Below are 14528 nucleotides of genomic sequence, written 5' to 3' on the forward strand. Positions count from 1 at the left end.
GAAAGGGCTCAGTGGGCGTGGGCGCCGGCGTGAGACAGGTGGGTGCCACCGCCGGGTCGGGGCGCGCGACTGATCGCGACCATCAAAACGCCTGACATCAGCATCAGGCCACCGACCACGAACATCGGCACGGTGTAGCTGCCGGTCAGGTCATGCAGGGCGCCGGTGACATAGCTCGACGAGAAACCGGCCATGTTGCCGATCGTATTGATCAGCGCCACACCGGCGGCGGCCGCTGCGCCATCCAGAAACCGGGTCGGCAGGGTCCAGAAGTTGGGCAGGGCAGCAAAGATCGAGCAGGCCGTTATGGTAATCACGGCGACCGTGGCTGCCGGGGAATTCATGTAAAGCGCCAGCGGCACGCTCACCGCCCCGGTAAAGGCGGGCAGGGCCACATGCCAGGTGCGCACGCCGCGTCGAGTGGCATCACGCGACCAGAAATAGAGCACAATCGCGGCCGGCAGATAGGGGATGGCGGTAATCAGACCCTTTTGCATCAGGTCAAAATGGGTGCCGAACTGCGCCTCAAAGCCGCCGATGATGCTGGGCAGGAAAAAGGCCAGCGCATAAAGCCCGTAGATGAAGCCGAAATAGATCAGCGCCAGCGTCCAGACCCGGCCGTTGGTAAAGGCGACCTTCAGGCCGTGACGGCCGTGATCATTACCACTTTTTTCACGGGATTCGCGCTCAAGCTCATCGGTCAGCCAGCGCTTTTCCGCCTCGGTCAGCCATTTTGCATCGGCCGGGCGGTCCACCAGATAAAACCAGGCAACGATGCCCATGACGATCGCCGGAATGGCCACGCCAAAGAACATGAAGCGCCAGCCCGCCAGGCCGAAAAACATGCCGTCATGCTGAATCAGGGAGGCCGCCAGCGGCGCGCCGAGAACGGTGGTGAGCGGCTGGGCCAGATAGAAAAGCGCCAGGATGCGGCTGCGATAGCGCGCCGGTACCCACAGGCTTAAAAAGAGAATCGCACCGGGAAAGAAGCCGGCTTCGGCCACACCCAGGGCAAAGCGCAGGGCGTAGAGTTCAACGGCGCTGTCTACCCACGTAAAAAGCAGGGCCACCACGCCCCAGCTCACCATGATGCGGGCCAGCCACTTGCGCGCGCCAAAGCGATGCAGGGCCATGTTGCTGGGCACTTCGAGCAGGATATAGCCCAGAAAGAAAATGCCGGAGGCAAAACCGAACTGCGCCGCACTCAGGGCCAGATCGCTGTTCATGCCGTTGGGCGCGGCAAATGAAATGGCCGTGCGGTCGAGATAATTGATGAAAAACATCAGCGCCACGAAGGGCACCAGGCGGATCGCCACCTTGCGGATGGCAGACGCCGCGACATCGTCGCTGGGCGCGTGAGACATGATCACTTCACTCCCGCTGCCGTCTCAACGGCAGTTCACCGGCATGGATGGGCAAAAGTCCTTCGCGGCTGCGATCAACTTCATGAAGGCCTGGCCAGGCGGGAGTGATCATCATCTCATCATACCACTGACGCAATACAACTCAGGTCGCAGACATATACGCGTTCCTACATCACTATGGGGTTTTCAGGGTCTATAAAAGGGCACGGCGGGCGATCGAGGGGGGGAAAGACATGCGTCATGGCAGCTCTTTTGGCATGCATGACGGGCGAAAAAAGAGGCCAATGTTCGATCATTGGTATGATGACCCTGGTAAAATCACCCGCTCTGGTCACCACGAAGGGCATGCCATCAGCGCTCCGAACGATCCTTCAGGAAGGCGTAATGCCCTGTCAGCCATACTCAAGCGAATGTCAGCGCAGGCGTTGAAGCCGATACCCCGGGCAGGGACAATGACAATCTACAGGCCCTGGTGGACGCGGCTGTCCGTCATACGGTCATGACGACAGCGCGCTGGTCATGATGACGTGTTCGATACAAGGAAAGCACCGTGATGTTCCCGACCGCCAATGAGCCGATTCGCCGGCGCAAGCTATCTGACGAAGTCCTCGACCGACTGCTTGAAGAGATCCGCAGCGGCGCGCTGCGCCCGGGTGATCAGCTGCCGCCCGAACGCGAGCTGATGAATCGCTTCGGCGTGGGTCGGCCGGCCGTTCGCGAGGCGATGCAGAGTCTGGCCTCGAGAGGCCTGATTACCATTTCTCACGGTGAGCGGGCGCGTGTGAGCGAGTTCAGCGTCACCTCGATGATCGATCAGTTTGATACCACCGCGCGACTGCTGCTGTCGGGCTCCGAGGACAACGTCGATCATCTCATTCAGGCGCGACTGTTTTTTGAAACCGGCATGGTGCGCATGGCGGCGGCCCGCGTGACGCCCGAAGACATTGCGCATCTCGAGTCGTTGATTGACGAGATGGCAGGCCAGCCCACCGGGGCTGCCTTTATCGAGTGCGACATGGCCTTTCATCATGCGATCGCCGACATGACCGGCAACCCCATCTTCGCGGCCACCGCCCGGGGCATGCTGCACTGGCTCAAGGACTATCACGTCGCGATCATCAGCTTTCAGGGCGCCGAGGATGTCACCCTCAGAGAGCATCGGGAGATCGTTCACTACCTCTCAAGACATGACGTCGAGGGTGCTGCCCGCGCGATGGGCAACCACCTGACCCGCGCCAGCGAGCTGTATCGACAGCGCGGCGAAACGCCAGCGTAGCCCGGCCCTTTGCCGCGCCGCCGCTCACGCGCGGCCGAACGACGCCATCAGCGGTGTCCAGACATGCTCCCACCCCATGGACAGCGCCACGCCGACCAGCAGCGTCGCCATGACCAGATTGATGCCTCTGAACAGGCGGGCACTCTCCAGCCGCCGGCCGAGGAGCGTGCCGAGCATGGCGTAGCTGCCCGGGGCGCCCACGGCCAGCGCCGCCAGGCCGAGCGACCAGACAATCAATAGCCCGCCATGGATGCCTGCCGACGGGAACTGCAGGGTGGCGATCGGTAGCGTGGCGACCACGCCCTTGGGGTTGCCCAGCTGCATGATCAGGCCATCGCGAAAGCGCAGCATGCGCGGCGTTTGATTCAGCGAGGCCGGATCAACGCTGGCGCGGGCGATTTTAACGGCAAGGTAGAGGATATAGCCGCACCCCAGCGCTCCGAAAAGCGCCAGCACGTTCGGCTGCACCCAGGCCGCGCCGGCGAGCCCGAACAGCAGAAACAGGACCAGCATGGCCAGCCCCACCCCCAGACAGAACCCGAACGAGCGCCGCCCCTGACCGTGCAGCCCCATGTTAAGACCGAGCAGGTTCACGGGCCCGGGCGAATACATGATGCCCAGGGCATAGATAATGATCGCAAGCATGAGGGTCGTTCCGGGTCAGTGCGCCAGATAGCGCTGGTATTGAAAGGGCGTAAGGCCGTGGATGCGCTTGAAGCGGCGATTGAAATGGCTGTGATCGGCAAAGCCGTAGCGCAGCGCCACCTCACCGGGCGTGGCGCCGGCCTCCAGCGCCCCGCGCGCGGCATCGATGCGACAGCTGATGACGTACTGGTGCGGGGTCATGCCGAACTGCGCCCGGAAAAGGCGCAGAAAGTGATAGCGGGACAGATGCGCGGCGGCGCTGATGCGCTCAAGCGACAGCTCCTGATCGAGATGGGCGCGAATGTAGTCACAGGCGCGCGTTAACAGCACCTCGGGACGGCGGGCGGCCGGGGACGTTATCTGATCGCGCCCGGCACGCTGCACCATTCGCGCGGCGATCTGCTGGAGCAGATGCTCCTGATCGATCCGGCTGCCGATGCCTCGACTGACCAGACGCGCCAGCGCCACGATGGCGTCGCGTAAAACGCCGTCCGTAATCAGGGTTCGGGGGCTGATCAGCCTGCCGGCACGCGCATCGCCGGCGGCCTCGGCAAACAGCGGTGCCAGCGCCTCGGGCGCGATATAGGCCATGACGTAGTCCAACTGCTGTTCACCGCCGGACTCGCCGTCATGGGGCTGCTCGGGATTGAAGAAGATGACGCTGCCCGGCGGGTTGCGGTGATAGGCCCCGGCGCTGAAAAAATCCTGCCGGCCGGCCAGCGTCACGCCAAAGGCGTACTCCGTATGCGCGTGGCGGTCGTAGCGAAAATCATCAATCGAGGCCCGAAGCACCTTGAGGGTCGGGACATGTTGACTGCTGGCAAACTGAAATTCGAACGCGCGACTCATGAGGGCTCTCCCGAAGCGCCAGTCTCAAAGCATCAGCCCCGGAGCTTAAGGGGTGTCGACCGCCCGTGGCTTGAACGTTATTGCTCAATCACGTCACGCCCGGGTCATCACCTCATGGCGCAGCCACGCCGCCAGCTGCTCGCCGCTCTGACGTGGGGTGCCACGGGCCAGCAGCAGGCAAAGGCGGGCCTCGGTGTCGATAAAGCCCCAGGGGGCCACCAGCCGGCCGCTTTTCAGGTCGCCCTCGATCACCAGTCGTGGCGCAATGGCCACGCCCAGCCCGGCCAGCGCCGCTTCCAGCAGATAATAAAGATGCTCGAAACTCTGACCGGACCGGCGGGCGCGGGCCAGCGACTCCTGGTCGAGGCCGCAGGCCTGCACCCACTGCGGCCAGGCCTGCGGGCGCGAGGCGGTATCCAGAATCGTTTCATCAAGAAGTGCCTCAAACGGGCGCTGTTTCAGTCGCTGGGCAATATCGGGGGCGGCCACCGCGGCGATGGTTTCGGGGGCGATCTCGATCACCTCCATATCAGAGGGCCAGGGCGGAGCGATAAAGGCCAGCGCCGCGCTGATGTCACCGCGCCGCGGGTCGGGCTCGCCCTCGCTTGCCAGTACGTTGAGCCTGAGTCCGGGCAGCTCGCGATGCAACCGGTCCAGCCGCGGGATCAGCCAGCGCGCCAAAAGGCTCCCCGGGCAGGCCAGCGTAAAGGGCGCATCCTCGATCTCGCGGTTCAGGGCGCGACAGCTCGCGCGCAGGCCGGTAAAGGCCTCGCCAACGCCCGACTGGAGCTGGCGGCCGTGATGGGTCAGCACCAGCCCGCGGCCGGCGCGCTCAAAAAGGCGCGTGTCAAAATGTGCTTCCAGCGCACGGATCTGGCGGCTGACGGCGCCGTGGGTCACGCTCAGCTCCCCGGCTGCCAGCGTGACGCTTCCCAGACGAGCGGCGGCTTCAAAGGCTTTGAGGGCGTTGAGCGGGGGTAGTGAATCCGGCATGGTGATGTGAGCTTTTCTCAACAATGGTGGCTGATTTATCGATGTTATACCGCGGCCCGAGCTGTCACGATAGAGACATTGTCGATCGTCGCATCGATACCCATTTCATGAGTTCGTGCTTTCATGACCGACCTTCATGACGGACAGGGAGATCACCATGTCGTCTGCTACTGATTCCACCACACGCTTTTCACAGGGACCCAACGCCGACGGCTTCTATGGCGATTTCGGCGGCCGCTTTGTCGCCGAAACCCTGATGCCCCTGATTCTCGAGCTGGAAGAGGCCTGGGAGTGGTCGCGTACCGACGAGGCCTTTCGCCAGGAGCTTGAAGGCTATCAGCGCGACTACATCGGCCGCGCCACGCCGCTTTATTACGCCGAGCGCCTGACCGAGCATCTGGGCGGGGCGAAGATCTACTTCAAGCGCGAGGATCTCAATCACACCGGCGCGCACAAGATCAACAACTGCATCGGCCAGATCCTGCTGGCCCGCAAGATGGGCAAAAAGCGCATCATCGCCGAGACCGGTGCCGGCATGCACGGCGTGGCGACCGCCACGGTGGCGGCGCGCTTTGGCATGGAGTGCGTGATCTACATGGGCGCCACCGACATCGAGCGTCAGCAGCCCAACGTCTTTCGCATGAAGCTTCTGGGCGCCGAGGTGATTCCGGTCGAGTCCGGCACCGGCACGCTCAAGGACGCCATGAACGAGGCGCTGCGCGACTGGGTCACCAACGTCGACTCTACCTTCTATCTGATCGGCACGGTCGCAGGCCCGCACCCCTATCCGGCCATGGTGCGCGACTTCCAGTCGGTGATTGGCCGTGAAACCCGCGAGCAGATTCTGGACAAGGAAGGGCGCCTGCCGGACACGCTGATGGCCTGCATCGGCGGTGGTTCCAACGCCATGGGGCTGTTTCACCCGATGCTCGATGACGAAAGCGTTCACATGATCGGCGTGGAAGCGGCCGGCCACGGCATCGAAACCGGCGAACACGCGGCGAGTCTCAACGGCGGCGAGCCGGGCGTGCTGCACGGCAATCGTACCTTTTTGCTGCAAAGCCTCGACGGCCAGATCACCGATGCGCACTCGGTCTCGGCGGGTCTGGACTATCCGGGCATTGGCCCCGAACACGCCTGGCTGCACACCCAGAAACGCGTCGAATACGTCTCGATTACCGATTACGAGGCGATTCAGGCGTTCAAGCTGTGCTGTGAGCTGGAGGGCATCATCCCGGCGCTGGAATCGGCGCACTCGCTGGCGCATCTGAGAAAGATTGCTCCTGACCTGCCGAGTGATCACCTGATCGTGCTCAACATGAGCGGACGCGGCGACAAGGACATGGCAAGCGTTGCCAACTGGCTCGAGGCGCACGGCGACACCGAGAAACTGCCGGACACCACGGTGGAAGCCGCCGAGCCCGGCCGGATCGATGACATGCAGCCGCCGCATGACGTGGCAAAGAAAACCGGGGAGACCGAATAATGGCCACACGTATTACCCGCCGCCTGGACGCGCTGAAGGCCGAAGACCGTGCGGCGCTGGTCACCTTTACCATGGCCGGTGACCCCAACTATCAGGCCTCGCTCGACACCCTCAAGGGGCTGCCCGAGGCCGGTGCCGACATCATCGAGCTGGGCATGCCGTTTACCGACCCGATGGCCGATGGCCCGGCCATCCAGAAGGCCGCCCTGCGCGCGCTGAAAGGCGAGCACACCCAGCACAAAACGCTGGAGATGGTGCGCGAGTTTCGCCGCGAGGATCAGGACACGCCGATCGTGCTGATGGGCTACTACAACCCCATCTATCGCTACGGCGTCGAGGCCTTCTTGAAGGATGCCGGTGAGGCGGGCATCGACGGGCTGATCGTGGTGGATCTGCCGCCGGAGCATGACAGTGAACTGTGCCTGCCGGCAGCGCGCGCCGGCATCGACTTCATCCGCCTGGCCACGCCCACCACCGATGACAAGCGCCTGCCGCGAGTGCTGGAAAACACCTCGGGCTTTATCTACTACGTCTCGGTGGCCGGCGTCACGGGCGCTGCCGCGCCCACCCCGGAAAGCGTCGAGCGCTCGATCACGCGCATTCGCGCCCATACCGAACTGCCGATTGCGGTGGGCTTTGGCATTCGAAGTGCCGAGCAGGCCGCCGCCATCGGACGTTTTGCCGATGCTGTGGTGGTGGGCTCGGCGCTGATCCAGTGCATCGAGCACGCCGACAGCGTGGACGCCGGTACCCGGGACGTGCACGCGCTGGTGCGCGAACTCTCCGAGGGCGTCAGGCGCGCGCGAAAGGTAACGGCCTGACAAAACAACACCGGCTGCCCTGGGGCAGCCGGTGATATCAACGCTGTGATCCTTTCAACAAGGATTACTTGGAGACAGCGTCCTTGAGACCCTTGCCAGCCTTGAACGCCACGTTCTTGCTGGCAGGAATCTGGATTTCCTTGCCGGTCTGCGGGTTCTTGCCGGTACGCGCGGCACGCTCGCGTACGGTGAAGGTGCCAAACCCGATCAGGGTGACATCTTCGCCCTTGGCCACACTGCGGGTAATCTCGTCGAGTACGACGTTGAGTACCTGGCCTGCCTTGTCCTTTGAAAGATCCGCCTGCTCGGCAATGGCCGCGGCGAGTTCTGGTTTGCGCATAACGCCTCCTGGTTGGGCAATAACATGGCGATTTTTTGGTGCCGCCCATTGTTATATCGAATTCGCACACTGCAAGGGGGTGCGCGAAGGGTCGCTCACTGCCCTGCACCAGCGCCATGAGGCCGACCTTGCAGGGCGAACACTGTTCGACGGGCCTAGACTAGCAACGCCGCCCTGCTTCACGCCAGCCAAAACTGCACAAAATGGCACTTTGTGGCCTTTATCACCCCTAATGGATGATATTTTTACCCTCCGGGTACAAAAAGATACCCTTTGGCCCTCTTTGCGGATATTTCGTTCATGCCCGATTTTCACCGGTGTCCCCCCTTATTGCCGCGCTGGCAGCCGGTCGCACTGGCCGGTGTGTACCTGGATGACCCGCTCAGGACCCTGATCGGCTCGCGGGATTCGCTTACCGCCCGTCTGTCACGGCTGGTGGCGGCGCCCGTGACGGTGTCCGTGCACCATCAGGGGGCCGGACGCGCGCGTCGCGATGAGCTGGCTGCGCTGGGTCTGCCGGCTGGGCAGCGGGTATGGCGACGCGAAGTCACCCTTGAGGCCAATGGGGAAGTGCTGGTGGCGGCGCGCTCGGTCATGGCGCTTGAGGCCTGCCCGCCCTGGATGGCTCGACTGGGCACCCGGGCGCTGGGCCATCAGCTCTTTGCCAGAAGCGCGCGTGCACCGCAGAAGGCCATCGTCAGGCGCTCAAGGCTCGAGATGCGCCACGCCGCCCCCGGTTTTCTCTCGTTGCCGGCGATGTGGGGACGGCGGTCGCTGTTCACCCTGGGCGCCGGCCGACCACCGCTGCTGGTGCAGGAGTATTTCGTGCATGAGCGCTTTCGTCGTCGATAGGGGACACGGATGGACCCTTCGACACGCCCCCATTTCGGGTAGACTCGTGTTTTCACGCTGACAACCCTGGTTTTACGCTGACTGGAGCCCCGACGATGCCGTCGCCCCTCGCTCGCCTCCCCGACTTTTTGCGCCTGACCCGGCTCGATCGTCCCATCGGCACCTGGCTTTTGATGTGGCCCACGCTTGCCGCGCTGTGGCTGGCCGGCGACGGCCTGCCTTCGCGCCACAACCTGATCATCTTCATCCTCGGGGTCTATGTCATGCGCGCGGCGGGGTGTGTGATCAACGACTACGCCGACCGCCACTTCGACGCCCACGTCAAACGCACCCATGACCGACCGCTGGCCACCGGTCGCATCAGCGAGCGCGAGGCGCTGAGCCTGTTTGGCGCCCTGCTGGTGATCGCCTTCGTGCTGGTGTGTTTCACCAACGTCTTTACCATTCTGCTGTCGTTCGGCGCCGCCTTGCTGGCGGCCAGCTACCCCTTCATGAAGCGCTACACCCATCTGCCGCAGGTGGTGCTGGGCGCGGCGTTTGGCTGGAGCATCCCGATGGCCTTCGGCGCCGAGCAGGGCCACGTGCCGGCCGTGGCCTGGTGGCTCTTTTTTGCCAACATCGTCTGGACGCTGGTCTATGACACCTGGTATGCGATGGTCGATCGTGACGACGATCTGAAAATCGGTATCAAGTCGACCGCCGTACTGTTCGGCCGCATGGATCTGGTCATTCAGGGCGCACTTCAGGTATTGATGCTGCTGCTGCTGGCGGTCGTCGGTCAGCTGGCCGGGCTGGACGGCTTCTACTGGGCCGCCCTGGTGGCCATCGCAGTGGTGTTCGCTCATCAGCAGCGACTGTGTCGGACCCGCACTCGTGAGGGCTGCTTTCAGGCCTTTTTGAACAACCACTGGGTGGGCATTTTGCTCTTTGCCGGTATCGCCCTGGCGACCTGGCAGGCCTAATACCCGGTGTCAGGACGTGTCATACCCGGCCGCGCTGTCATAAAGTTGTCATATGAAGACGTTTGAATGACGATCACATGACGGAGCCGATGACGAAACACCCGGTGTCCATCGTCACGGCAGTCGCCATCGTTATCCGGCAGGGGAAGCCATTCATGTCCAGAACCGTTTTAATCGTCGACGACGAAGCGCCGATCCGCGAAATGATTGCCATGGCGCTCGAGATGGCGGACTTTCGTATTCTCGAGGCCGAGGATGCGAAAACCGCCCATGAGCTGGTCGTCGATGAGCGCCCCGACCTGATTTTACTGGACTGGATGCTGCCGGGCGTCAGCGGGATCGATCTTGCCCGCCGGCTCAAGCGCGAACCCACCACCCGCGACATTCCCATTGTGCTTTTGACCGCGCGCAGCGAAGAAGACAACAAGGTTCAGGGGCTGGAAAGCGGTGCCGATGACTACATCACCAAACCCTTTTCGCCCCGCGAGCTGATCGCCCGGCTCAAGGCCGTGCTGCGCCGCACGACCCCTGCCGGCGTTGAGGAGACGGTCGAAGTGGGTGGTCTGCTGCTCGACCCGGTCAGCCATCGCGTCAGCGTTGATGGCCGGGCGCTGGAGATCGGCCCGACCGAATATCGCCTTTTGCAGTTTTTCATGACCCACCAGGAGCGGGCCTATACTCGTACCCAGCTGCTTGATCAGGTCTGGGGGGGCAACGTCTATGTCGAGGAGCGCACGGTCGATGTGCACATTCGTCGGCTGCGCAAGGTGCTGGGCGACGCCCATCAGCATCTGGTGCAGACCGTACGGGGTACCGGCTATCGTTTCTCGTCGCGGTAGTTTATATGCATTACTGGCTCAATGAACTCTGGCGTCTGGCCTATCTGGTCGTGTGCTTTGGCATTCTCGGCACGCTGCTGGGCTATCCGGGCTGGGGGATCGCACTGGGGCTGGGCATTCATCTCGCCTTTACCCTGCGACACCTGAAACGACTCTACCGCTGGCTGGAAGCGCCGGTGGATCAGCGCCCGCCCGGTGGCGAAGGGGTATGGGGTGATCTATTCGACCGGCTCTATCGCTATCAAAAGGGCCAGCAGCATCTGCAAAATCGCCTGCGTTCGGTATTAAAGCGCGTTCAGGAGTCGGCCGAGTCGATGAGTGAAGGGGTGGTCATGCTCGACTCTCGCGGCTGTCTGGACTGGTGGAACAGCGCCGCCGAGCGCCTGGTCGGGCTGGACAACCGCCACGACCGCGGCCATCACCTGACCAACTACCTGCGCGATCCCACCTTTATCCGCTACTTTCGCCAGATGGACTACAGCGAGCCGATCACGATCGGTGCGCCTACCAACGAGGCGCGCACGCTGTCGTGTCAGATCACCCGCTTTGGTGATGACGAACGCCTTTTGATCATCCGCGACGTGACCCGCCTGCAGCGCCTGGAACAGACCCGACGCGATTTCGTGGCCAACGTCTCCCACGAACTGCGCACGCCGCTGACGGTGCTGACCGGCTACGTCGAAACCTGGCAGGACCATCAGGACGCCCTGCCGGCATCGTTCGGTCGCGGGCTGAGCCGCATGCAGGAGCAGACCGTGCGCATGCAGCATCTGGTCGAGGATCTGTTGACCCTGTCGCGACTGGAAACCAGCGAGCGTCACCACAACGAGCGCTCGATCGATATGGCCGCGCTGTGCGAGCAGATTGCCGAGGATGGCCAGGAGCTCTCCGCCGGCAGCCATGAGATCAGCTGTCGAATCGAGGAGACACGGCGTCTGTTCGGCGATGTCGAAGAGCTTCGAAGCGCGCTGTCCAATCTGATCTACAACGCCGTGCGCTACACACCGCCGGGCTGTCACATCACCGTTTGTTACCGCGCCTGGGACAAGGACGGCGCCGCCGTGGAAGTCATCGACGACGGGGACGGCATCTCTCCGGAACATTTGCCGCGGCTGACCGAGCGCTTTTATCGGGTCGACAAGAGCCGCTCGGTGGCCAGCGGCGGCACGGGGCTGGGGCTGGCGATCGTCAAGCACGTGCTGCTGCGCCATGACGCCCGGCTCGATATTGAAAGCCAGCCCGGCGAAGGCGCCTGCTTTCGCTGCATCTTTCCCACCTCTCGCATGGAAACACAAACGGCGCCCGCCGATACGTCAGCGGCTACCAACCCGTCCTACTGACGCACGGTGCGCACGTCGGCCAGGCCGTGATAGCGCTCGATCAGCGCCAGCAAAATGGCCTGGCTTTCCACATCGACATTGCCGCGCGTATCGGCCGGCCGGAAGTGCATCTGAAAGGCCCCCAGCGCCTTTCGGGTCGGCTCGTCATGGGTGCCGGTCACGGCCACCGGATAGCCCCAGACCCCGAGGCCGCGCTGCAGCTGCGCCATGGACAGCGGCGAGGCGCTCAGCTCGCGCTGATAGCGCGTCACGACATGGCGCTCCGGCCATGCGCCCACGCCGGCCTCATGAAGGCGCTGCCAGGGAAAGAACGGACCCGGGTCCACCTTGCGCCCCGGCGCAATGTCGCTGTGGCCCAGCACGTTTTCCGGGGCGATGTTGTAGCGGTTGACGATATCGCGGGTCAGCGCGGTGACCAGCTCGATCTGGGCGCGGGAATAAGGGTCCCAGACCAGCCCGTCGGGCGAGTTGTAGTGGCCGCGATTGACGATTTCGATGCCGATGGAGGTGTCGTTGAGATTGACGCGATCGGCCCAGGCACTCACGCCGGCATGCCAGGCCCGCTGGTCTTCATCCACCAGCTGCATCACCACCGGCTGATTCTGGAACTCACCGGGGGCGGCGGTGACGAGATAGTGGGCGCTGACGCTGCCCCCGGTCAGGGCCCTGAAAGCAGCCGTATCGTCACCGCCGGTGTAGTGCAGCACCAGAAAACGAATGCGCTGGTTGTGGCCTCCGGAGGCCACCGAGCGATCCACCCGATAGCCGCTGCGTCGCTCAAGGGCCGCACCCTGCGCCGGGCTGTAGCGTCTGGGCGGTGCGGCATCATCAATGACCGGCACGTTGCTGAAGATGCGATCAATGGCGTCGGTATCAACCATGGGCGTCGGGGCCGTTGCCGGCGTACCGGCACAGCCGGCCAGCATCAGGGCCACGGCCAGCCCGATCAGGGGAAATTTTGACATGTTGTGTTCCATCACGACGGTAATCAGGACACCAGGCGACAAGCGCTACGAGGCAGGCACAAAGGCCTGCCTCACACCATGGGTTACGCAAGGTTACAACAATGAGACGCCATCATGGCAGTGTTATTCACCTCTGCCGGCGTGATTGAAGGGTGCGCCGTGATTATCGGGGCGGTGGCAGGGCCATATAGTGACGGCGCCACATCATGACGCCGGCGGCCACCGCCGCCGGCATGACCAGCAGATTGACGATCGGAATCCAGATCAGGGCCGAGATCACGCCGCCAAAGGTCAGCGTGGGCCACCAGCGCGCGCTCAAACGCTTTTTCATGTCACCAAAGCTCACCCCGTTGTTGTCCATCGGGTAGTCCAGATACTGGATCGACATGCTCCAGATGGAAAACAGCGCCCAGCACAGCGGCGCCACCACGTGCAGCACGGGAACGAACCCGATCAACAGCAGCAGCAGCACCCGGGGTGCCATCCAGCCCAGCTTTTGAAATTCACGCTTCAGGCTGTCGATGCCCTGTTGCCACAGAGAGCGATTATCAATGCTCTCCTGCTGACCGGACAGGCGCCTTTCGACGTTGTCGGCCAGAAAACCATAAAAGGGCGAGGCGATCAGATTGGCCACCACGGTAAAGGTAAAGGCCAGCACGATGATCAGACACAGCACCACCAGCGGCCAGATCAGCCATTCAAGCCACTCGAGCCAGCCCGGCACGCTGGCCATCCAGTAGCTGACCCAGCCGGAAAAGCGCTGAATTACCAGGGTAAACAGCGCCGCGTAGATGGCCAGATTGGCCAGCAAAGGAATCACGACGTAGCGCCGCAGGCCCGGCGAGAGCACCATGGAAAACCCGCGCCCCAGCGCGGAGACGGCATACACCATTGAAGGATTGTCCAGTCATCAAAAGGGGTTGGGCAGGCAGACTATCATACCCGGTCGCCATCGCAGAGATGGCAACCGGGCAGGGGAGGCGGGCGACTTAGGCCCCGGTGGGGCTGTCGTTGGCGGGCTGGCCGCTGCTGGCGTGGCGAATGTCGTCGCCCTCGACCAGATAGATCACGGATTCGGCCAGGTTGTCGGCATGATCGCCGATGCGCTCCAGCGAGCGCAGAATCCACATGACGTTGAGCACCGAACTGATCGAACGCGGGTCTTCCATCATGAAGGTGACCAGCGAGCGCATGGCAGTCTGATAGTCCTGATCGACGATCTCGTCCTCGCCCAGTACCTCGCGGGCCATGGGCACATCCATGCGGGCAAAGGCGGTCAGCGCATGGCGCACCATGTCGCGCACGCGGGTGCTGATGTGGCGAATTTCGGTAAAGCCGCGGCTGGTCAGCCCTTCCTCGATCAGGCTCAGGGCGTGACGGGCGATCTTGTTGGCCTCATCGCCCATGCGCTCCAGATCGGAGGTCGCACGCGTCACGGCCAGCACCAGACGCAGATCCGACGCAGCAGGCTGGCGCCGGGCAAGAATGTGGGCGCATTCGTCATCGATTTCGAGCTGGAAGTTGTTCACTTCCCGGTCGTTGTCGCGCACCCGCTCGGCCGCCTCGAAGTCGCCTTCCAGAAGGGCGGCGATGACCTCATTGATCTGGCGCTCTACCAGCCCCCCCATGGCCAGCAGCTGAGTCTTCAGCGACTCGAGCTCCTGATTGAACTGACGCGAAATGTGCTGGCTGTGGGGGTCGTTGGTAATGTCCATGGTGACTCCGTTCACGGATCAGGGGCGCTGCCTGGCAGCGTCATGCTGGCACAAGCATCGCCCAGGGTAATGACACTTTAA

Annotated in this window: 14 protein-coding genes and 1 pseudogene; 7 read left to right on the forward strand and 8 right to left on the reverse strand. The window is 63.1% G+C overall.

The annotated features are described in order from the left end of the window. Positions 1–8 precede the first annotated feature (8 nt). Positions 9–1364, reverse strand: coding sequence for an MFS transporter (locus ACXMYO_RS14020; protein WP_457809168.1), 1356 nt, complete (start codon positions 1362–1364; stop codon positions 9–11). Positions 1365–1917: 553 nt separating this feature from the next. Between ACXMYO_RS14020 and nanR the strand changes: the two genes are divergently transcribed. Next, the gene (gene nanR, locus ACXMYO_RS14025; protein ID WP_438768482.1) at positions 1918–2640 is read left to right on the forward strand and encodes a transcriptional regulator NanR; all 723 of its coding nucleotides are present in this window, start codon (positions 1918–1920) and stop codon (positions 2638–2640) included. 24 nt (positions 2641–2664) lie between these two features. Here the strand turns inward: nanR and ACXMYO_RS14030 are convergent, their stop codons facing one another. The 3 genes from ACXMYO_RS14030 to ACXMYO_RS14040 all read right to left on the reverse strand — a co-directional run bounded on the left by ACXMYO_RS14030 (position 2665) and on the right by ACXMYO_RS14040 (position 5127). Beyond that, the gene (locus tag ACXMYO_RS14030; RefSeq protein WP_457809169.1) at positions 2665–3285 is read right to left on the reverse strand and encodes a LysE family translocator; all 621 of its coding nucleotides are present in this window, start codon (positions 3283–3285) and stop codon (positions 2665–2667) included. A 15-nt stretch (positions 3286–3300) separates the two neighbouring features. Then, positions 3301–4134, reverse strand: a complete 834-nt coding sequence (locus tag ACXMYO_RS14035) for a helix-turn-helix domain-containing protein (protein ID WP_457809170.1) — start codon at positions 4132–4134, stop codon at positions 3301–3303. A 93-nt stretch (positions 4135–4227) separates the two neighbouring features. Continuing rightward, positions 4228–5127, reverse strand: a complete 900-nt coding sequence (locus ACXMYO_RS14040; protein WP_457809171.1) for a LysR family transcriptional regulator — start codon at positions 5125–5127, stop codon at positions 4228–4230. Positions 5128–5284: 157 nt separating this feature from the next. On the opposite strand from ACXMYO_RS14040, the gene trpB reads away from it, so the two are divergent. Continuing rightward, positions 5285–6613 (forward strand): tryptophan synthase subunit beta, encoded by a 1329-nt coding sequence (trpB, locus tag ACXMYO_RS14045; RefSeq protein ID WP_457809172.1) that lies wholly within the window; start codon positions 5285–5287, stop codon positions 6611–6613. Beyond that, a complete protein-coding gene (gene trpA / locus ACXMYO_RS14050; protein ID WP_457809173.1) occupies positions 6613–7434 on the forward strand; it encodes a tryptophan synthase subunit alpha in 822 nt (273 codons plus the stop codon). Before trpB ends, trpA begins: the two co-directional genes overlap by 1 nt. A 64-nt stretch (positions 7435–7498) precedes the next feature. Here trpA and ACXMYO_RS14055 read toward each other — a convergent pair. Further along, positions 7499–7801, reverse strand: a pseudogene (locus ACXMYO_RS14055) (HU family DNA-binding protein); the annotation flags it as partial. A 303-nt stretch (positions 7802–8104) separates the two neighbouring features. On the opposite strand from ACXMYO_RS14055, the gene ACXMYO_RS14060 reads away from it, so the two are divergent. From ACXMYO_RS14060 to phoR, 4 genes are all read left to right on the forward strand, one after another. Continuing rightward, entirely contained in the window at positions 8105–8626 is a 522-nt protein-coding gene (locus tag ACXMYO_RS14060; RefSeq protein ID WP_457809174.1) for a chorismate--pyruvate lyase family protein, read from the forward strand. Positions 8627–8721: 95 nt separating this feature from the next. Then, on the forward strand, positions 8722–9588 hold the full coding sequence (gene ubiA, locus ACXMYO_RS14065) for a 4-hydroxybenzoate octaprenyltransferase (RefSeq protein ID WP_457809175.1): 867 nt from the start codon (positions 8722–8724) through the stop codon (positions 9586–9588). A 155-nt stretch (positions 9589–9743) separates the two neighbouring features. Next, a complete protein-coding gene (phoB, locus tag ACXMYO_RS14070; RefSeq protein ID WP_438765466.1) occupies positions 9744–10427 on the forward strand; it encodes a phosphate regulon transcriptional regulator PhoB in 684 nt (227 codons plus the stop codon). 5 nt (positions 10428–10432) lie between these two features. Beyond that, the gene (gene phoR / locus ACXMYO_RS14075; RefSeq protein WP_438765468.1) at positions 10433–11767 is read left to right on the forward strand and encodes a phosphate regulon sensor histidine kinase PhoR; all 1335 of its coding nucleotides are present in this window, start codon (positions 10433–10435) and stop codon (positions 11765–11767) included. Here the strand turns inward: phoR and ACXMYO_RS14080 are convergent. The 3 genes from ACXMYO_RS14080 to phoU form a co-directional block, all read right to left on the reverse strand. Continuing rightward, positions 11761–12732: an N-acetylmuramoyl-L-alanine amidase gene (locus ACXMYO_RS14080; protein ID WP_457809176.1), complete on the reverse strand. Its 972-nt coding sequence runs from the start codon at positions 12730–12732 to the stop codon at positions 11761–11763. The two genes, phoR and ACXMYO_RS14080, sit on opposite strands and share 7 nt — an antisense overlap. A gap of 163 nt (positions 12733–12895) precedes the next feature. Further along, on the reverse strand, positions 12896–13624 hold the full coding sequence (gene cysZ, locus ACXMYO_RS14085; protein WP_438765472.1) for a sulfate transporter CysZ: 729 nt from the start codon (positions 13622–13624) through the stop codon (positions 12896–12898). Positions 13625–13721: 97 nt separating this feature from the next. Beyond that, positions 13722–14447, reverse strand: coding sequence for a phosphate signaling complex protein PhoU (gene phoU / locus ACXMYO_RS14090; RefSeq protein ID WP_457809177.1), 726 nt, complete (start codon positions 14445–14447; stop codon positions 13722–13724). Between the last annotated feature and the right edge of the window lie 81 nt (positions 14448–14528).

This window comes from Kushneria sp. EE4, assembly GCF_977968315.1.